The sequence below is a fragment of the Pseudomonas sp. LBUM1666 genome (genome assembly GCF_059695775.1).
Map to the genome: position 1 here is coordinate 5,937,274 of NZ_CP166789.1, position 18,872 is coordinate 5,956,145.

The following is an 18,872-nucleotide window of genomic DNA, read 5'->3' on the forward strand; positions in this document are numbered from 1 at the left end:
GACGATGAGGCCATGACAGACGCTAAAGATTCCTGCCCTTGATCCGCTTCGTCAAAAACCCGAAATACTCCCGCCGCAACGTCAGCGTCTCATTCGCCAGGTGATGCCGCGCTTCAGGCAACATCAGCACCTGCGGCCGATCGAACTTGCCCCGCAATACTTCAAGGTTATGCTCCCAATCCACGGTCATGTCCGCCTGCCCCTGCACAATCAGCGGTCGACGCGTGCTGTTCGGTGCGGCCTCGATGCGTTTGATCCAGCGAGCCAGCGCACCGACCCAGGCAGTCGGCAAGCGCAGCGGCTGCAACGGATCGGCTTGCAGGAAAGGCAGAAAATCCGGGTCATTGGAGTTCTCGCTGAAACGCCGGGCGATGGCTTTGACGAAAGGCTTGAGCAGGTAATAGCTGAGTTGCGACCAACCCCAGGCACGTGGTCTCACCAGCGGCGACAACAGGATGACCTGACCCTGGGCCGGACTGCTGGCGCCCTGATTGAGTACATGATCAATCACGATCGCGCCGCCCGTGCTTTGCCCGCACAGGTGCCACGGCTGCGGCAGATCGAGGGATTGCGCCTCGGTGAACAACCCTTGCAGCGTGTCCTGGTACTCGGCGAAATCCTTGATGCTGGCCCGTTCACCGCTGGACAGTCCGTGCCCCGGCAGGTCGCAGGCAATCACCGCAAAATCCTGATCCAGCGCCCATTCGATCACATGCCGGTAAAGCCCGGTGTGATCGTAAAAGCCGTGGAACAAAAACAGCGTCGCCTTCGCCCGCTCGGGCCACCAGATCTGGCTGACCACTTCATAACCATCGACCACGAAACGTCCAAGGCCACTGCGCACGTTACGCCCCGCAAAATCCAGCCCGTAGAAGCGCTGGTAAGCCAGCGCTTCCACCGACAGCGGCTGCCAGTCGGCCAGTGGCCGCAGGCTGGCACGCAGGTGATCGGGGTCGAAAGTGGCAGACATGAGCAATTCCAGAACGCGAAACGGACTTTATGGGCCTGCGATATTCATCTGTTGGGGCAAGCATGGCAAGCTAGCGCACCTTCGAGGACTGAAATCCATGCGCTCGCCCTACCGCGCCACACTGCTTGCCAGCCTGCTCGCCCTCGTGTGTGCCGGTGTGCTGTGGGCTGCTTACGACTGGTTTGAGGGGCGCTACCTGCGAGCGTTCAGCGAGCACACCGCGGTGTTCTCCGGCGACCCGCTGCGCCTGCCCGCCCCTCTTGCCGGCCCCGGCGCCATCCGCCTCGTACATTTCTGGGACCCGGCCTGCCCGTGCAATGTCGGCAACCAACAACACCTGAGCGAACTGGTTGAGCGCTATGTACCGCAAGGCGTGGAGTTTTATGCGGTACAAAAGCCTGGCAGCCACGGTCAGTTGCCGAACACTTTAAGCAGCCTGAAAAGCATCGACGTCCTGCCGGGTTCCGAACAGATCCCGGCCAGCCCGGCCGTGGCGATCTGGGATCGAAGCGGCAAACTGGCGTATTTCGGCCCGTACAGCGAAGGCCTGACCTGCAATTCGAGCAACAGCTTTATTGAACCCATTCTGCAAGCATTGAACGAAGGCCGCGAGGTGAATGCCACGCACACACTGGCAGTGGGTTGTTACTGCCCGTGGCCTGTCGACGCAGTGAAGTAAGGCTGACAGGAGACGCGAATCCCTCCTAAGTGCGATGGCCATGTCGCCAAGCCGTGTTAAACAGTGGCGCCAGGGAACTGCAGCCACTGATAACAACAAGGAATCACCATGAAACGTAGCCTGACCGTCCTCGCCCTGCTGGTTGCCGCGCTTGCCGCAGGTGCCGGCTGGTACGTCTACAGCAAGCAGCCGTCACGCCAGGGCATGGTGGAACTGCAACACTTGCAGGGGTCGGTCACCGTGCGCTATGACGAGCGCGGCATCCCGCACATCCGCGCTGAAAACGAAACCGACCTGTACCGCACCCTCGGGTACGTGCACGCCCAGGACCGGTTGTTTCAGATGGAAGTCCTGCGCCGCCTCGCCCGCGGCGAGCTGGCCGAGGTCCTGGGCCCGAAATTGCTCGACACCGACAAGCTGATGCGCAGCCTGCGCATTCGCGAACGCGCCGACACCTACCTGGCGAATATGGACAAACAGTCGCCAGCCTTTATCGCCATGCAAGCCTATCTGGATGGCATCAACCAGTATCAGGACAGTCATCCAAAACCTGCCGAGTTCGATGTCCTGGGTATCCCCAAACGCCCGTTCACTGCTCAAGATACCATCAGCATCGCCGGCTACATGGCCTACAGTTTTGCCGCAGCGTTTCGCACCGAACCGTTGCTGACCTACGTGCGCGATCAACTGGGTGCCAGCTACCTGAACGTCTTCGATCTCGACTGGCAGCCCAAGGGCGTGCTGGCGAAAAACCGCAGCGATGCCATGCCGCCCCTCGCCAGTACCGACTGGAAAGACCTCAACGCCCTCGCCCGCCTCAGCGAGCAGGCACTGGCCGACAACGGTTTGCCGCAGTTCGAGGGCAGCAACGCCTGGGTCGTCGCCGGCAGTCGCACCAAAAGCGGCAAACCGCTGCTGGCCGGCGACCCGCATATACGTTTTTCCGCGCCGTCGGTGTGGTATGAAGCGCAGCTCTCGGCGCCGGGTTTTGAGCTCTACGGCCACTATCAGGCATTGATGCCGTTCGCCTCTCTCGGGATGAACCGCGACTTCGGCTGGAGCATCACCATGTTCCAGAACGACGACCTCGATCTGATCGCCGAAAAGGTCAATCCGGACAACCCCAATCAGGTCTGGTATCGCGGCAAGTGGGTGGACATGGTGACCAGCGAGCAGCAGATCGCGGTCAAGGGCCAGGTGCCGGTGACATTGGTGCTGCGCCAGTCGCCCCACGGTCCGATCGTCAACGATGCGCTCGGCAGCAGCGTCGGCAAAACGCCGATCGCCATGTGGTGGGGTTTTCTCGAAAGTCAGAATCCGATCCTTGAAGGCTTCTACCAGCTCAACCGCGCCGACACCCTGGTCAAGGCGCGCAGTGCCTCCGCAAAGATCCAGGCGCCGGGCCTGAACATCGTCTGGGCCAACGCCAAGGGCGACATCGGCTGGTGGGCAGCGGCGCAACTGCCAAAACGTCCGGCGGGTGTGCGTCCGGGGTTCATCCTCGATGGGAGCACCGCCGACGCGGACAAGGAAGGTTTTTACCCATTCAGCGCCAACCCGCAAGAAGAGAACCCGGCACGCGGTTACATCGTCTCGGCCAACTTCCAGCCGGTGTCGCCGACCGGCATGGAGATTCCCGGTTACTACAACCTGGCCGATCGAGGTCAGCAGCTCAATCGCCAGCTCAGCGACAAAACCATCAAGTGGGATCTGGACGCCAGCCAGAAGCTGCAACTGGGCACCACCACCGCTTACGGCCCGCGCTTACTGGCGCCGTTGTTGCCCGTCATGCGTGAAGTGGTGAGCGATCCCGCCGAACTCAAACTGGTTGAGCAACTGGCCCAATGGAAAGGCGACTACCCGCTCGATTCCACCAGCGCCACGCTGTTCAACCAGTTCCTGTTCAACCTGGCTGACGCGACGATGCACGATGAGCTGGGCAATGATTTCTTCGAGACGTTGCTGTCGACCCGGGTGATTGATTCCGCACTGCCGCGCCTGGCCGCGACTGCCGATTCGCCGTGGTGGGACAACCGCAACACCCTCGGCAAGGAAACCCGAGCCGATACAGTCAAGGTTGCATGGCAGGCGAGTATCGCTCACCTCAAGAGCACCCTCGGTGGCGATTTCGCGCAATGGCAGTGGGGCAAGGCGCACACGCTGACCCATGGCCATCCGTTGGGGCAGCAAAAGCCGCTGGACCGGATTTTCAATGTCGGTCCGTTCGCAGCGCCCGGCACTCACGAAGTACCGAACAACCTTTCGGCCAAAATCGGCCCGGCGCCGTGGCCAGTAACTTATGGTCCCTCGACCCGCCGCCTGATCGACTTCGCCGACCCGGCCCACAGCCTGACCGTCAACCCTGTTGGCCAGAGTGGCGTACCGTTCGACAGCCACTATGACGATCAGGCTGAGGCGTATATCGAAGGGATCTACTACCAGGCGCATCTCAATGACGAAGAAGTCACGGCCAACACGCGTAGTACGTTGAAGCTGTTGCCAGCGCGGGCTGCGCAGTAGATTTTCGTTGGCCGGGCTGACGCCTTCGCGAGCAAGCTCGCTCCCACAGGAAAATGCATTCCAATGTGGGAGCGAGCTTGCTCGCGATGAGGCCCTGCCAGCCAACAAAAATCCCTGCTCAAACCATCGCCGCAAAATTCAGCCTGAACTGCTGCGGCGTCACCCCCAGCCTGCGGTTGAACACACTGCGCATGTGCTGGGCATCGCGAAATCCGCACTGATAAGCCACGGTCTTCAGCGGCGATTGGGTGCTTTCAAGCAGCACCCGCGCGGCGTCCACTCTGGCCCGCTCGACGAATTCCGCCGGAGTGATTTTTGCCTCTTTGGCAAACACCCGGGAAAAGTTGCGGGCACTCATGTTGGCGGCGTTGGCCAGGTCGGCAATCGTCAGGTCCCCCGTCAGATTCGCCAACACGTAGAGCTGCACCAACGCCACGGCAGAAGTGGGTTCGGCGTATGGCGTGAGGAATGGGCTGAACTGTGACTGCCCGCCGGAGCGCTGAGTGAACACCACCAGCCGCTTTGCCACACTCAGCGCTACTTCCGGCCCGTGATCCCTGGCCAGCAAGTACAGCGACAGATCAATCCCGGCCGTGACACCCGCCGAGGTGTAGAGCTCGCCGTCCTCCACGTAAAGGCGATCCGCCTCGACCTGAGTCGACGGGCACAACTGCGCCAGCGCCGCGGCGTCGCCCCAGTGGGTGGTCACCGTTCGCCCCTCCAGCAATCCAGCCCGGGCGAGCATGAACGCGCCGTTGCAGATCGAACCAAAACGTTGCGCCTGCGCGCAGGCATCGCGCAGCCAGGTATCGAATGCCGCACCAAAATCCATGAACGGCAACTGCGGCCCACCAGCTACCAGCAGCAAGTCGTAGGCCTCCAGCGCTTCGCTGAAATGCCGATGGGCATTGAGTGACAAACCGTTGGAACACGCCATCACCCCGCGCTCGACACCGATCACCTCCAGTCGATAGTGATCGGGTGGCTCAAGGAAACGATTGGCTTCGCAAAACACATCCATGGGACCGGTGACGTCCAGAGACTGAACGCCGGCGAAGACCACGATGGCAACGGTTTTACTCATGGCAAGATTCGCCTTCTATGGCACTGGACTGAATATCAGCTAATACACGACCTGTAGCAGCAGCCTCGCAGGCTCGGCAGCCGCTACAGGGCGTGCGTGCATCCCGGATTGTCTGATTCAAACTTAGCCAATCCGCGCCCAACAAGCGAGGTTGGCGCGATATGCATGCTCATTGGCCGGGATCGCAGCCATGGATCGATTGTCCGGTTTCGGGTGCGCGGACAGACTGAACCCATCAGCGCCGCCACGGCGTTCCCCACGAGGACAGCACCATGAGCAGCACCATCGCCGGTATCAAAATCCCCGACAGCGCGTTGGCCAAGGCCACCACGGAATACATTCGCGACGTCGAATCAGACCTGCTGTATCACCACTCGCGTCGGGTGTTTCTGTTCGGTGCCTTGAGTGGTGAACGCAAGCAACTGGCCTACAACCCCGAACTGTTGTACGTCGGCGCGATGTTCCATGACTTGGGTCTGGTGGAGGGTCATCGCACTGACGATGAGCGCTTCGAAGTCGATAGCGCCAACGCTGCCAAAGCGTTCCTTAAACCCTACGGGTTGTCCGACGACGATATCGAGCAGGTGTGGTTGTCGATTGCCCTGCACACCACACCTGGCGTGCCGCAGCATTTGCGGCCGAACGTAGCGCTAGTCACCGCTGGAGTCGAAATGGATGTGTTGGGCATTGATTACGCGGCGTTCCCCAGCGCGCAACGCGAAGAAGTGGTGCATGCCCACCCGCGTGGCGAAGGGTTCAAGGAGTGCATCCTGTGTGCGTTCGCCAATGGCTTCCAGCACCGGCCGGACACCACGTTCGGCACTGTAAACGCGGATGTTCTGGTGGATAGCAAGCCAGGCTTCAAACCGATGAACTTCGTCGAGATCATCCGCAAGTCGCCTTGGGTGGCATAAGCAAAATGTGGGAGCGAGCTTGCTCGCGATTGCGGACGGTCATTCAACATTTTCGTTGAATGTTACGCCCTCATCGCGAGCAAGCTCGCTCCCACATTGGATCTGGGTCGGCCACACTGTTGTGGTCAACCCGGCATTACTTCAAGCCGCTTCCGGCGCCTGCTGAGCGCGACGTACGTCCGGTTGCTTCCAGGAGTCGGCAGCGCCTTCTTCGATCGCCTGCTGAATCGCACGCTTGCGACTTTCTTCAGCACGACGGCTGAAGAACCAGACCAGGAACGTCATCAGCGATACCGCCAGCAAAATCAGACTGGCCACGGCGTTGATCTCGGGTTTCACGCCCAGGCGCACCGCCGAGAACACTTCCATCGGCAGGGTCGTGGAACCCGGACCGGACACGAAGCTCGCCAACACAAGGTCATCCAGGGACAGGGCGAAGGACATCATGCCGCCGGCCCCCAACGATGGCGCGATCATCGGGATGGTGATCAGGAAGAACACCTTCCACGGCCGCGCACCAAGGTCCATGGCTGCTTCTTCGATGGACAGGTCCAGCTCACGCAAACGCGCCGAGACCACCACTGCTACATACGCCGCACAGAACGTGGTGTGGGCGATCCAGATGGTGATGATGCCGCGCTCCTGCGGCCAACCGATCATCTGCGCCATGGCGACGAACAGCAGCAACAGCGACAGACCGGTGATTACTTCAGGCATCACCAGCGGCGCGGTGACCAGGCCACCGAACAGCGTGCGACCCTTGAAGTGGGTGATACGGGTCAGCACGAATGCCGCCAACGTCCCCAGCGCCACCGCCGCCACCGCCGTGTAGCAGGCGATTTCCAGCGAGCGCACCACTGAGCCCATCAGTTGGGTGTTGTCCATCAAGCCGACGTACCACTTGATCGACCAGCCACCCCACACCGTTACCAGTTTCGAGGCGTTGAACGAGTAGATCACCAGGATCAGCATCGGCGCGTAGATGAACAGCAAACCCGCAACCAGCATGAAACTTGAGAAACGGAAGCGCTTCATTCTTTACCCTCCATTTCCTTGGCCTGACTACGGTTGAACAGGATGATTGGCACAATCAGGATCAGCAGCATGACCACTGCCAACGCAGAGGCCACCGGCCAGTCACGGTTGTTGAAGAATTCTTGCCAGAGCACTTTACCGATCATCAGGGTTTCCGGACCGCCGAGCAGTTCCGGGATCACGAACTCACCCACGACCGGAATGAACACCAGCATGCAGCCCGCGACGATGCCGTTCTTGGACAATGGAATCGTGATCTTCCAGAAGCTGTTGAACGTGCTCGAACCCAGGTCCGATGCGGCCTCCAGCAGACTGTTATCGTGCTTCACCAGGTTGGCGTAGAGCGGCAGGATCATGAACGGCAGGTACGAATAAACCACGCCGATGTACACCGCGAGGTTGGTGTTGAGGATCTGCAGCGGTTCGTCGATCCAGCCCATGGTCATCAGGAAACCGTTGAGCAGACCGTTGTTGCTGAGGATGCCCATCCACGCATAAACCCGGATCAGAATCGCGGTCCAGGTCGGCATCATGATCAGCAGCACCAGCACCGTTTGCATCTCTTTGCGGGCACTGGCAATGGCGTAGGCCATCGGGTAGCCGATCAGCAGGCAGAGGACGGTGCTGATCAGCGCCATCTTCAGCGAGCCAAGGTAGGCGGCGATGTACAACTCGTCGCCGGCCAGCATCGCGTAGTTACCCAGGTTCAACAGCACCTGGAGCTTCTGGTCGATGAAGCTGTAGATCTCGGTGTACGGCGGGATGGCCACGTCGGCTTCGGCGAAGCTGATCTTCAGGACGATGAAGAACGGCAACATGAAGAACAGGAACAGCCAGATGAACGGAACCCCGATGACCAGCTGGCGGCCACCGGGAATTATTCGATTGAGGCGGCGTTTGAATTTGCGCATGTTCATGAGCGAAGTACCACGCCGCTGTCGTCTTCCCAATACACGTAGACCTGGTCACCCCAGGTTGGGCGCTGACCGCGGCGTTCGGCGTTGGCGACGAAAGACTGGACGATCTTGCCGCTCGGCAGTTCGACGTAGAACACCGAGTGGCCACCGAGGTAAGCGATGTCATGCACCTTGCCGCTGGACCAGTTGTATTCGCAGGTCGGCATGGTCGGCGTCACCAGCAGTTTTTCCGGACGGATCGCGTAGGTCACGGATTTGTCCTGCACCGACGTGCTGATGCCGTGGCCCACGTAAATCTGGCGGTCCAGATCCTTGCAGGTGATGATCGCGTGACCTTCAGCGTCGTCGATCACTTCACCGTCGAAGATATTGACGTTGCCGATGAACTCGCAGACCAGACGGCTGGTCGGGGTTTCGTAGATGTCGATCGGGCTGCCGATCTGGGCGATCCAGCCCAGGTGCATGATCGCGATGCGCTCGGCCATGGTCATGGCTTCTTCCTGGTCGTGGGTCACCATGACGCAGGTTACGCCGACCCGCTCGATGATCTCGACAAGCTCAAGCTGCATTTGCGAACGCAGCTTCTTGTCCAGAGCACCCATCGGTTCGTCGAGCAGCAACAGCTTCGGGCGCTTGGCCAGGGAACGCGCCAGGGCCACACGCTGACGCTGGCCACCGGACAACTGATGCGGCTTGCGCTTGGCGTACTGCGTCATCTGAACCAGCTTGAGCATGTCCGCGACACGGGCATCGACTTCAGCGGCGGGGATTTTGTCCTGCTTGAGGCCGAAGGCGATGTTCTGCGCCACGGTCATGTGCGGGAACAAGGCGTAGGACTGGAACATCATGTTGATCGGCCGCTCGTACGGCGGCATGTCGGTGATGTCTACGCCATCGAGGAAAATGCGCCCCTCCGTGGGCCGTTCGAAGCCTGCGAGCATGCGCAGCAACGTGGATTTGCCCGATCCCGAACCGCCGAGCAGGGCGAAAATCTCGCCTTTCTTGATTTCCAGGGACACGTCGTCCACGGCAATCGTCTCGTCGAACTTCTTCGTGACCCGGTCGATTTTGACCAACACCTGTTTAGGTGATTGGTCGCCCTCGAGGGCTTTCTTATAGGCGCCGGAGGCAACTGCCATTTACGAAACTCCCAACAAAATTTGCAGTTCGCCCGAGGCGAGCGAACCTTGGATAGTTTGAGCCTTGTAGCTATTTACCCGACTTGACCTTGGTCCAGCTGCGGGTCATCAAACGTTGAATGTTTGGTGGTAACTCGATAGACACGTAAGTCTTGTCGAGGACGGCTTGCGGTGGATAAACCGATTCGTCGGTGCGAATGGACTGTTCCATCAGCGTGTCCGACCCTGGGTTAGGGTTGGCGTAACCCACGTAATCACTGACCTGGGCGATCACCTCAGGTTTCAGCAAATAGTTGATGAAGGCATGGGCTTCCTTGACGTTGGCCGCATCCTTGGGGATCGCCAGCATGTCGAACCAGAGCGCGCCGCCCTCTTTCGGAATCGAGTAGGCGATGTTCATGCCTTTGCCGGCTTCAGCCGCGCGGGCCTTGGCCTGGAACATGTCGCCGGAAAAGCCGATCGCCACGCAGATATCGCCGTTGGCCAGGTCCGCGATGTATTTGGACGAGTGGAAATAGGTCACGTAAGGCCGCACCGCCAGCAACTTGGCTTCGGCCTTTTTGTAGTCTTCGGGGTTGGTGCTGTTGGCGTTCAGGCCCATGTAGTTGAGGACCGTGGGCATCATTTCATCGGCGGAGTCGAGAAACGCCACGCCGCAGCTGTGCAGTTTCTTGATGTTTTCCGGCTCGAACACCACATCCCAGGAATCGATCTTGTCGAGGCCCAGTACAGCCTTGACCTTGTCGACGTTGTAACCGATGCCGTTGGTGCCCCACAGATACGGCACGGCGTACAGGTTACCCGGATCGTTTTGCTCCAGGCGCTTGAGCAGCACCGGGTCGAGGTTGGCATAGTGGGTGAGCTTGGACTTGTCGAGCTTCTGGAAAGCGCCCGCCTTGATCTGCTTGCCAAGGAAGTGGTTGGACGGCACGACCACGTCATAACCGGTACGCCCGGCCAGCAACTTGCCTTCCAGGGTTTCGTTAGAATCGAAAACGTCATAAACCGGTTTGATGCCGGTCTCTTTCTGGAAGTCGGCCAGCGTCGTCGAACCGATGTAGTCCGACCAGTTATAAATATGCACAGTGCCAGCCGCCTGGACACTAACGGCAAGCGTCAGTCCGGCGCCGACCAGCAGTGCATTGCGCAACAAAGAAAAAATAGGCACGTGGAGGTCCTCTAAAATTAGTTGGGCCCAAGTTGCCCCGCGTTACATGACAGCCAAGGCTGCCTGGCAACAAAACCGGCGCGCAACTTACCCTCGAAAAACCGTTCCAGCAAAACTTTCTGTCATTTAATTACACCTGCTGCCGTCACCGCGCAGGCGACGACAACAGGTTATTGCCTCAAACCGGCTTACTTACCGGATTTGATCTTGGTCCAACTGCGAGTCATGATCCGCTGGGTCGCGGCCGGCAAGTCGGCAATCGCGTACAGCTTGGCCAGCACGTCTGCCGGCGGGTAGATGCCTGGATCGTCGGTGATTTCTTTTTCGACCAATGCGGTGGCGGCCGCGTTACCGTTCGGGAAGCGTACGGCGTTGGTGATTTCAGCCATGATTTCCGGCTTCTGCAGGAAGGTCATGAACTTGTAGGCGCCTTCGACGTTTTCGGCATCTTTAGGGATGGCGACCATATCGTAGAAGCTGCCCGCACCTTCTTTCGGAATGTTGTAGCTGACTTTCACCTTGTCACCGGCTTCAGCCGCGCGGGACTTGGCCTGGTAGATGTCACCCGAGTAACCAACGGCGACGCAGATGTTGCCGTTGGCCAGGTCAGAGATGTACTTGGACGAGTGGAAGTAGCCCACCGAAGGACGAATCTTCAGGAACAGTGCTTCGGCTTCGGCCAGTTGTTTTTTGTCCTGGCTGTCGGTTGGATAGCCTAGGTAGTGCAACGCCACCGGAATCATCTCGGTAGGCGAGTCGAGGAAACTGATACCGCACGACTTCAACTTGGCGGCGTTTTCAGGTTTGAACAGCAGGTCCCAGGAGTTGGTTGGCGCATCGGCACCCAGTGCAGCCTTGACCTTCTCGGCGTTGAAGCCAATACCGATCGAACCCCACATGTACGGGAAAGCGTGCTCGTTGCCCGGGTCGCTGACCGATACCGCTTTGAGCAGGTCAGGGTTCAGGTTTTTCCAGTTAGGCAGCTTGGATTTGTCCAGCTTCTGGTAAACGCCGGCCTTGATTTGCTTGGCCAGGAAGTTGTTCGACGGCACGACAATGTCGTAGCCGGACTTGCCTGCCAGCAACTTGGCTTCCAGGGTTTCGTTACTGTCGAAAACGTCGTAAACAACCTTGATCCCCGACTCGGCTTCGAACTTCTTGACGGTATCCGGTGCGATGTAGTCGGACCAGTTGTACACGTGAAGAACCTTGTCGTCCGCCTGAACTGCACCCGCCATCACGCCCATCAGGGACATGGCGAGGAGGGTCTTGCCAGCTATCTTCATACCTAATGCCTTCATGGGTAATGCTCCAATTATTCTTTTTAACCACGTGTTCAGCGGCCTTTCCTGGGCATCTGAAACAACCGGTAGTCTGGCAAGATCCAAGGCAGGCTTTCAAGGAAAGACCCATCCTTTGTTTGCGCTGAGCGAAATGCGAACTTCACACCCCGCTCAGAGCCTAGCACTTAGCCCTGCAATGCACTCAGGGTCAGGTCCAGACACTTGCGTGCCTTGGTCACCAACTCATCGATTTCAGCCGGTGTAATCACCAGTGGCGGAGCGATGATCATGGTGTCGCCGACGGCGCGCATGATCAGGCCGTTTTCGAAGCAGAACGTGCGGCAAATCATGCCCGCGCCCTTGCCTTCGTAACGCTTGCGAGTGGCCTTGTCCTGCACCAGTTCGATCGCCCCCAGCAGACCCACCCCACGCACTTCCCCCACCAACGGATGATCGTTCAGTTCCCGTAGACGCTTTTGCAAATAGGGTGCCGTTTCTGCATGAACGCGCTCGATAATTTTTTCTTCGCGCAAGATGCGGATGTTCTCCAGTGCCACCGCAGCGGCCACCGGGTGCCCGGAATAGGTGAAACCGTGGTTGAAATCGCCACCTTCATTGAGCACCGCAACCACTTCGTCACGCACGATCAGGCCACCCATAGGGATGTAGCCGGACGTCAGGCCTTTGGCGATGGTCATCATGTCGGGTCTGAGGTCGTAGAAATCGGAACCGAACCACTCACCGGTGCGGCCGAAACCGCAGATCACTTCGTCAGCCACGAACAGGATGTCGTACTTGGCGAGGATTTCCTTGATGCGCGGCCAGTAGGTGTCTGGCGGAATGATCACGCCGCCGGCACCCTGGATCGGCTCGGCAATAAAGGCACCGACGTTGTCCACGCCGACCTCCAGAATCTTCTCTTCCAGCTGATTGGCCGCCCAGATACCGAACTCTTCCGGTGTCATCTCGCCGCCTTCAGCGAACCAGTACGGCTGCGCGATGTGGACGATGCCCGGGATCGGCAAGTCGCCTTGTTCGTGCATGTAGGTCATGCCACCCAGGCTCGCGCCGGCCACGGTGGAACCGTGATAGCCGTTCTTGCGGCTGATGATGACTTTCTTTTTCGGTTGCCCCTTGATCGCCCAGTAGTGACGAACCATACGCAGCATGGTGTCGTTGCCTTCGGAACCGGAACCGGTGAAGAACACGTGGTTCATGCCTTGCGGCGCGATGTCGGAGATGGCCTTGGCCAGTTCCAGCACCGGCGGGTGAGCCGTCTGGAAGAACAGGTTGTAGTAAGGCAGTTCGCGCATTTGTTTGCTGGCGGCATCGGCCAGTTCATCGCGACCGTAGCCGATGGCTACACACCACAGGCCGGCCATACCGTCGAGGATCTTGTTGCCTTCGCTGTCCCAGAGGTAAACGCCCTTGGCGTTGGTGATGATCCGCGGGCCTTTCTCTTTCAGCTGCTTGAAATCGCTGAACGGGGCCAGGTGGTGATCATTGCTCAGGGTTTGCCATTCACGGGTTTGCGGGTTGTTGCTGGTCATGCGAATTCTCCTAAGATTTCAGTGAAGGGCGCCGCCAAGTGCAGCGGCGCCCGGCGCATCAGACGGCGAAGAGCAGGAATTCCCGCTCCCACGAACTGATCACGCGCTTGAAGTTTTCATGCTCGGCCCGCTTGACCGCGACGTAGCCAGTGATGAATTTTTTGCCCAGGTATTTCTCGATAGTCGCGCTGTGTTCCATGCGTTCCAGCGCGTCTTCGATGGTCAGTGGCAGGCGCAGGTTGCGGCGTTCATAGCCACGGCCCACCACCGGCGCACTAGGGTTGATGCCTTCGACCATGCCGATGTAACCGCAGAGCAGGCTCGCGGCAATCGCCAGGTACGGGTTGGCGTCGGCGCCCGGCAGGCGGTTTTCCACCCGACGGTTTTGCGGCCCGGCATCCGGAACCCGCAGGCCCACGGTGCGGTTCTCTTCGCCCCACTCCACGTTCACCGGTGCCGAGGTGTCCGGCAGGAAGCGGCGGAACGAGTTCACGTTCGGCGCGAACAGCGGCAACAGCTCGGGGATCAGTTTCTGCAAACCACCGATGTGGTTCAGAAACAACTGGCTCATGCTCCCGTCTTCATTGGAGAAGACGTTCTTGCCGGTCTCGATGTCGATGATGCTCTGGTGCAAGTGCATCGCGCTGCCCGGCTCGCCAGTCATGGGCTTGGCCATGAAGGTGGCTGCCACGTTGTGCTTGAGCGCGGCTTCGCGCATGGTGCGCTTGAACACCAGGATTTGGTCGGCCAGGGACAGGGCATCGCCATGACGGAAGTTGATTTCCATCTGCGCCGTGCCGTCCTCGTGGATCAGCGTGTCGAGGTCCAGTTCCTGCAACTCGCACCAGTCGTAGACGTCTTCGAACAGCGGATCGAATTCGTTTGCCGCTTCAATCGAAAAGGACTGGCGACCGGTTTCCGGGCGACCGGAACGGCCAACCGGCGGTTGCAGCGGGAAGTCCGGGTCTTCGCAGCGCTTGGTCAGGTAGAACTCCATTTCTGGCGCCACGATCGGCTGCCAGCCCTTGTCGGAATAGAGTTTCAGCACCTTTTTGAGCACGTTGCGCGGCGACAGCTCGATCGGGTTGCCTTGCTTGTCGTAGGTGTCGTGGATCACCTGAGCGGTGGGCTCGATGGCCCAGGGCACAAGGAATACCGCGTTCTGGTCGGGGCGGCAGATCATGTCGATGTCGGCCGGGTCGAGCAGTTCGTAATAGATGTCGTCTTCGACATAGTCGCCGGTCACGGTCTGCAACAGAACGCTCTCGGGCAGGCGCATGCCTTTTTCGGCAATGAACTTGTTGGTCGGCGAAATTTTGCCCCGGGTGATCCCGGTCAAGTCGGCGATCATGCATTCGACTTCTGTGATCTTGTGGTCTTTCAACCAATCGGTGAGCTGGTCGAGGTTGTTACTCATAAATGCCTCTTAGGCTTGGTTTCCTGACTCTTATAAGTCAGGCGTTGTTTGACGCATCGGCGTCGCGTTGTAATGCGCGCTTACGGCAGGCATCGCCAAATGCCTGGAAGATCGCAAGGTAATCCGGGTTTGAGCTTACCTGCCATTCGGGATGCCATTGCACTCCCAAAGCAAAACCCTTGCCCTGCGGGACCGAGACTGCCTCGATCAACCCGTCAGGCGCCAAGGCCTCGACGCAAAGGCCCGGCGCCAGACGTTCAACGCCCTGACCATGAATCGAATTGACGTGTATCTCGCTCGCCAGGCCCAGACCTGCGAGCACACCACCCGGTTGAATATGCACCGGGTGACTTGGCGCATACTGTCCTTCAAGCGGTAGGCTATCGTCTTCACGGTGATCCATGAATGGACCGGCTTCGTGGACTTTTTGATGCAGGCTGCCGCCGAACGCCACATTCATTTCCTGGAAGCCGCGGCAAATACCGAGCACGGGAATACCGGCCTCGACGGCGGCGCGGATCAACGGGAGAGTGGTCGCATCGCGTGCAGAATCATGAGCAGTGCCCGGTGCGCTGGCTGGGCCGCTATAGTGAAACGGTTCTATATTGGAAGGAGAGCCTGTAAAGAGGATGCCATCCAGACCGTCCAGAATATCGGACGGTGCCAGCAAATCGGCCAGGGACGGAAGAATCACCGGCAGCCCCTTGGCTGCTGAGGCCACGGCGCGGACGTACTTGTCGCCACTGATGTGATAAGCATGCAGACCGATCTGCTTAGAGCAGGCGGTGACGCCGATTAACGGCAGGCGAGACATGAAGCACCCCGGTATTATTGGTGTTATGGGTTTGAATCGAGCTTAGCCTTGTTCATTTTTTTACACAACACCCCCGTAAAAAATACAACACGGCCCGCTCCAGCCCACAGACGCTAAAGCGCTCAAAGGCATAAAAACGCCCCAAAGTGCCTCAAAAAAGCCCAATGGGTGCTTTTTTAGGGCAAAAAAGGCCTCGCTTGACTTCGGCATGCCGTTCGGGTTGACTGAAACCCGAAGAGATCAATGATTGATATTTTTAACAACAAAGGTGTTGCATCATGTCGGTACCCCCGCGTGCCGTTCAGCTTAACGAAGCGAACGCGTTCCTTAAGGAACATCCTGAGGTTCTGTACGTTGACCTTCTGATTGCGGATATGAATGGTGTGGTGCGCGGCAAGCGCATTGAACGCACCAGCCTCCACAAGGTTTACGAGAAAGGCATCAACCTGCCGGCCTCTCTATTTGCTCTGGATATCAATGGCTCGACGGTGGAAAGCACCGGCCTGGGCCTGGACATCGGCGATGCTGACCGAATCTGCTATCCAATCCCTGACACCCTGTGCAACGAGCCTTGGCAGAAGCGCCCTACCGCGCAACTGTTAATGACCATGCACGAACTTGAAGGTGAACCTTTCTTCGCGGATCCCCGTGAAGTTCTGCGTCAAGTTGTTGCCAAGTTCGACGAGATGGGTCTGACCATCTGCGCCGCGTTCGAACTGGAGTTCTACCTGATCGACCAGGAGAACGTGAACGGTCGCCCACAACCGCCTCGCTCGCCGATCTCCGGCAAGCGCCCGCATTCGACACAGGTTTACCTGATCGACGACCTCGACGAATACGTCGACTGCCTCCAGGACATTCTGGAAGGTGCGAAAGAGCAAGGCATCCCTGCCGACGCGATCGTCAAGGAAAGTGCCCCGGCACAGTTCGAAGTGAACCTGCACCACGTGGCCGACCCGATCAAGGCCTGCGACTACGCGGTCCTGCTCAAGCGTCTGATCAAAAACATCGCCTACGACCATGAAATGGACACCACGTTCATGGCCAAGCCTTATCCGGGCCAGGCGGGCAACGGTCTGCATGTCCATATCTCGATTCTTGATAAAGATGGCAAAAACATTTTTGCCAGTGAGGATCCCGAGCAGAACGCCGCACTGCGTCACGCGATCGGCGGTGTGCTCGAGACCCTACCGGCGCAGATGGCTTTCCTCTGCCCGAACGTCAACTCCTACCGTCGTTTCGGCGCACAGTTCTACGTGCCGAATGCACCGTGCTGGGGTCTGGACAACCGTACTGTTGCGGTGCGTGTGCCGACCGGTTCCGCCGACGCGGTCCGTCTGGAACACCGCGTTGCCGGTGCCGATGCCAACCCGTACCTGCTGATGGCTTCGGTCCTGGCAGGCGTGCACCACGGCCTGACCAACAAGATCGAGCCGGGCGCACCCGTGGAAGGCAACTCCTACGAGCAGAACGAGCAAAGCCTGCCGAACAACTTGCGCGATGCCTTGCGTGAGCTGGACGACAGCGAAGTCATGGCCAAGTACATCGATCCGAAATACATCGATATCTTCGTCGCGTGTAAAGAGAGCGAGCTGGAGGAGTTCGAACACTCCATCTCCGACCTCGAGTACAACTGGTACCTGCATACCGTGTAAGCGACTGCAGTAAAAAACAACGCCGCAGGCCTCACAGCTTGCGGCGTTTTTTTATGGGTTCATTGAGTAGGACCGCGGTGGATTCATCGCGAGCAGGTCGAATCGTCGCACCGTCGCTCCCACAGGGGATCTCCTGCGTACGCGAAATCTGTGTTTCACATCGATCAAATGTGGGAGCGAGCCTGCTCGCGAAGGCGGCCGAGAAGACAACACACAACTCGACTCGTACAATGCCCGCTGCCCCGCAGGAGACTTCGATGACCCGACTCGCCACCCCACGCAAACCCCGCGCTCGCAGCCAGGCCCGGATCGACTCGATACTCGATGCCGCCCGCACGCTGCTGGCTGCCGAGGGCGTGGCCAGCCTGTCGATCTATAGCGTCGCCGAACGCGCGGAGATCCCGCCCTCCTCCGTCTACCACTTCTTTGCCAGCGTCCCGGCGCTGCTCGAAGCCCTGACGGCCGACGTCCACGCGGCGTTCCGTGCCTGCCTGCAAGCCCCCATCGACCATGACGCCCTCAACGGCTGGCGTGATCTGTCGCGACTGGTGGAACAACGCATGCTCGCGATCTACAGCGACGACGCCGCCGCCCGCCAGCTCATTCTTGCCCAGCACGGTTTGACCGAAGTTACCCAGGCCGACCGTCAGCACGACATCGAACTCGGCGACCTGATGCACAAACTCTTCGATCATCACTTCGAATTGCCGAAGCTTCCGACCGACGTCGATGTGTTTGCGTTGGCCATGGAACTTGGCGACCGCGTCTATGCGCGCTCGGTGCAACTACACGGGCAGATCACCCCACGCATGGCCGAAGAAGGCATGCGGGTATTCGATGCCTATCTGGGCCTGTATTTGCCGCCCTACCTGTCCAAGCGCGACGCATAACGCAACGAGGTGTTCATGGCGAACGTTCCAGACAACTACCTTGGCGTGTGGCAACGACGCCTGATCAAATTCCAGTCGGGGCGCGTCGACAGCGAAACAGCCGTGTACTGGCTGCAAACCCCGCGTTTGTTTGCCGACCTGCGCATCCCGCCGGCAACGCTTCCGGCGCTGCCGCTGGAGCAACAGAATCACGCTGACCTGCTGGCCCTGAGCGAGCAAAAAGGCTTCGCCGGCGTAACCGAAGTCAACGGTGACATTTGCCAGTGGCATCGCAACCTCGACTACCAGCCCGTCAGCACCGAAGAAGACATCGGGCGCATGCATTTCGAAACCAGCGAACGCCTGATCGAAACCGCCCTGGACGACAGCTACTACGAGATCTGGGAGCGGCTGCCGGACTCTCGCGGCACCTGTCGCGGTCAGTGGTTGCAGGCGGTCGATGATCCGGCGCGATTTGCCTGTCTGGTGCTGGCCGGTGACTACTTTCTGTTCGCCGCCAGCCGTGCCGTTGCGCTGACACCTGGCGGCCATTTGCGTGAACACATCGATGGGGCAACCGCACCGCAACAGCTTGCCTGCGAACTCTCTTTTGGTCGCCACCATGCCGGGCAAACCCCGTGGCACATCGACTATTCCACACTACCCATGCTGACCGGTCAGCCACTGTTGCCGGCAGACATCGATCCAAACACCAGCGAACTATTCAGCGACCCACGCCTGCTGTCTTCACTCGGCACCTACGCGCCCGTAACCGGTTGGCGCTGCGCACCGGAGCCCTGAACACCCGCGCATAAAAAACCCCGAGGGTTCACACCCTTCGGAGTTCTGCGCAATGCA

The 18,872-nt window shown here is 59.2% G+C and carries 16 protein-coding genes; 6 read left to right on the forward strand and 10 right to left on the reverse strand.

Annotated features, from left to right (window positions below):
- Positions 1-22: 22 nt before the first annotated feature.
- On the reverse strand, positions 23-970 hold the full coding sequence (bipL, locus tag ACA056_RS27445) for a phospholipase BipL (protein WP_497269153.1): 948 nt from the start codon (positions 968-970) through the stop codon (positions 23-25).
- A gap of 97 nt (positions 971-1,067) precedes the next feature.
- On the opposite strand from bipL, the gene ACA056_RS27450 reads away from it, so the two are divergent.
- Both ACA056_RS27450 and ACA056_RS27455 read left to right on the forward strand, forming a co-directional pair.
- Positions 1,068-1,649 (forward strand): DUF6436 domain-containing protein, encoded by a 582-nt coding sequence (locus ACA056_RS27450; RefSeq protein ID WP_497269155.1) that lies wholly within the window; start codon positions 1,068-1,070, stop codon positions 1,647-1,649.
- Positions 1,650-1,757: 108 nt separating this feature from the next.
- Positions 1,758-4,169, forward strand: a complete 2,412-nt coding sequence (locus ACA056_RS27455) for a penicillin acylase family protein (protein ID WP_497269157.1) — start codon at positions 1,758-1,760, stop codon at positions 4,167-4,169.
- 118 nt (positions 4,170-4,287) lie between these two features.
- Here the strand turns inward: ACA056_RS27455 and ACA056_RS27460 are convergent, their stop codons facing one another.
- Entirely contained in the window at positions 4,288-5,253 is a 966-nt protein-coding gene (locus ACA056_RS27460; protein ID WP_497269159.1) for a GlxA family transcriptional regulator, read from the reverse strand.
- Between the two features lie 272 nt (positions 5,254-5,525).
- Here ACA056_RS27460 and ACA056_RS27465 point away from each other — a divergent pair, with 272 nt between their 5' ends.
- The gene (locus ACA056_RS27465) at positions 5,526-6,167 is read left to right on the forward strand and encodes an HD domain-containing protein (protein WP_497269161.1); all 642 of its coding nucleotides are present in this window, start codon (positions 5,526-5,528) and stop codon (positions 6,165-6,167) included.
- Positions 6,168-6,308: 141 nt separating this feature from the next.
- Here ACA056_RS27465 and ACA056_RS27470 read toward each other — a convergent pair whose 3' ends face one another.
- The 8 genes from ACA056_RS27470 to ACA056_RS27505 form a co-directional block, all read right to left on the reverse strand.
- Positions 6,309-7,202 (reverse strand): ABC transporter permease subunit, encoded by an 894-nt coding sequence (locus tag ACA056_RS27470; protein WP_347802446.1) that lies wholly within the window; start codon positions 7,200-7,202, stop codon positions 6,309-6,311.
- Complete coding sequence (locus ACA056_RS27475; protein ID WP_178082364.1) at positions 7,199-8,080, reverse strand: ABC transporter permease subunit; 882 nt, start codon at positions 8,078-8,080, stop codon at positions 7,199-7,201. The genes ACA056_RS27470 and ACA056_RS27475 overlap by 4 nt, the downstream gene beginning before the upstream one ends.
- Before the next feature lie 35 nt (positions 8,081-8,115).
- Positions 8,116-9,258 (reverse strand): ABC transporter ATP-binding protein, encoded by a 1,143-nt coding sequence (locus tag ACA056_RS27480; protein ID WP_111448387.1) that lies wholly within the window; start codon positions 9,256-9,258, stop codon positions 8,116-8,118.
- A 70-nt stretch (positions 9,259-9,328) separates the two neighbouring features.
- A complete protein-coding gene (locus tag ACA056_RS27485; protein WP_497269163.1) occupies positions 9,329-10,426 on the reverse strand; it encodes a polyamine ABC transporter substrate-binding protein in 1,098 nt (365 codons plus the stop codon).
- Positions 10,427-10,614: 188 nt separating this feature from the next.
- A complete protein-coding gene (locus ACA056_RS27490; RefSeq protein ID WP_403107633.1) occupies positions 10,615-11,712 on the reverse strand; it encodes a polyamine ABC transporter substrate-binding protein in 1,098 nt (365 codons plus the stop codon).
- Between the two features lie 182 nt (positions 11,713-11,894).
- Positions 11,895-13,259 carry an aspartate aminotransferase family protein gene (locus tag ACA056_RS27495; protein ID WP_046045153.1) on the reverse strand — a complete coding sequence of 455 codons (1,365 nt, stop codon included), beginning with the start codon at positions 13,257-13,259 and terminating at the stop codon, positions 11,895-11,897.
- 58 nt (positions 13,260-13,317) lie between these two features.
- Entirely contained in the window at positions 13,318-14,676 is a 1,359-nt protein-coding gene (locus ACA056_RS27500; RefSeq protein WP_497269165.1) for a glutamine synthetase family protein, read from the reverse strand.
- 37 nt (positions 14,677-14,713) lie between these two features.
- Entirely contained in the window at positions 14,714-15,490 is a 777-nt protein-coding gene (locus tag ACA056_RS27505; protein ID WP_497269167.1) for a gamma-glutamyl-gamma-aminobutyrate hydrolase family protein, read from the reverse strand.
- A 278-nt stretch (positions 15,491-15,768) separates the two neighbouring features.
- On the opposite strand from ACA056_RS27505, the gene ACA056_RS27510 reads away from it, so the two are divergent.
- The 3 genes from ACA056_RS27510 to ACA056_RS27520 all read left to right on the forward strand — a co-directional run bounded on the left by ACA056_RS27510 (position 15,769) and on the right by ACA056_RS27520 (position 18,815).
- Entirely contained in the window at positions 15,769-17,145 is a 1,377-nt protein-coding gene (locus tag ACA056_RS27510) for a glutamine synthetase family protein (RefSeq protein ID WP_008150449.1), read from the forward strand.
- Positions 17,146-17,402: 257 nt separating this feature from the next.
- Positions 17,403-18,035 carry a TetR/AcrR family transcriptional regulator gene (locus ACA056_RS27515; RefSeq protein ID WP_497269169.1) on the forward strand — a complete coding sequence of 211 codons (633 nt, stop codon included), beginning with the start codon at positions 17,403-17,405 and terminating at the stop codon, positions 18,033-18,035.
- Between the two features lie 15 nt (positions 18,036-18,050).
- Positions 18,051-18,815 carry a hypothetical protein gene (locus tag ACA056_RS27520; RefSeq protein ID WP_497269171.1) on the forward strand — a complete coding sequence of 255 codons (765 nt, stop codon included), beginning with the start codon at positions 18,051-18,053 and terminating at the stop codon, positions 18,813-18,815.
- Positions 18,816-18,872 lie beyond the last annotated feature (57 nt).

Coding starts and splice junctions, on each gene's coding strand:
- bipL (WP_497269153.1), bottom strand. CDS start 970: ATGTCTGCCACTTTCGACCCCGATCACCTGCGTGCCAGCCTGCGGCCA.
- ACA056_RS27450 (WP_497269155.1), top strand. CDS start 1,068: ATGCGCTCGCCCTACCGCGCCACACTGCTTGCCAGCCTGCTCGCCCTC.
- ACA056_RS27455 (WP_497269157.1), top strand. CDS start 1,758: ATGAAACGTAGCCTGACCGTCCTCGCCCTGCTGGTTGCCGCGCTTGCC.
- ACA056_RS27460 (WP_497269159.1), bottom strand. CDS start 5,253: ATGAGTAAAACCGTTGCCATCGTGGTCTTCGCCGGCGTTCAGTCTCTG.
- ACA056_RS27465 (WP_497269161.1), top strand. CDS start 5,526: ATGAGCAGCACCATCGCCGGTATCAAAATCCCCGACAGCGCGTTGGCC.
- ACA056_RS27470 (WP_347802446.1), bottom strand. CDS start 7,202: ATGAAGCGCTTCCGTTTCTCAAGTTTCATGCTGGTTGCGGGTTTGCTG.
- ACA056_RS27480 (WP_111448387.1), bottom strand. CDS start 9,258: ATGGCAGTTGCCTCCGGCGCCTATAAGAAAGCCCTCGAGGGCGACCAA.
- ACA056_RS27490 (WP_403107633.1), bottom strand. CDS start 11,712: ATGAAGATAGCTGGCAAGACCCTCCTCGCCATGTCCCTGATGGGCGTG.
- ACA056_RS27495 (WP_046045153.1), bottom strand. CDS start 13,259: ATGACCAGCAACAACCCGCAAACCCGTGAATGGCAAACCCTGAGCAAT.
- ACA056_RS27500 (WP_497269165.1), bottom strand. CDS start 14,676: ATGAGTAACAACCTCGACCAGCTCACCGATTGGTTGAAAGACCACAAG.
- ACA056_RS27505 (WP_497269167.1), bottom strand. CDS start 15,490: ATGTCTCGCCTGCCGTTAATCGGCGTCACCGCCTGCTCTAAGCAGATC.
- ACA056_RS27510 (WP_008150449.1), top strand. CDS start 15,769: ATGTCGGTACCCCCGCGTGCCGTTCAGCTTAACGAAGCGAACGCGTTC.
- ACA056_RS27515 (WP_497269169.1), top strand. CDS start 17,403: ATGACCCGACTCGCCACCCCACGCAAACCCCGCGCTCGCAGCCAGGCC.
- ACA056_RS27520 (WP_497269171.1), top strand. CDS start 18,051: ATGGCGAACGTTCCAGACAACTACCTTGGCGTGTGGCAACGACGCCTG.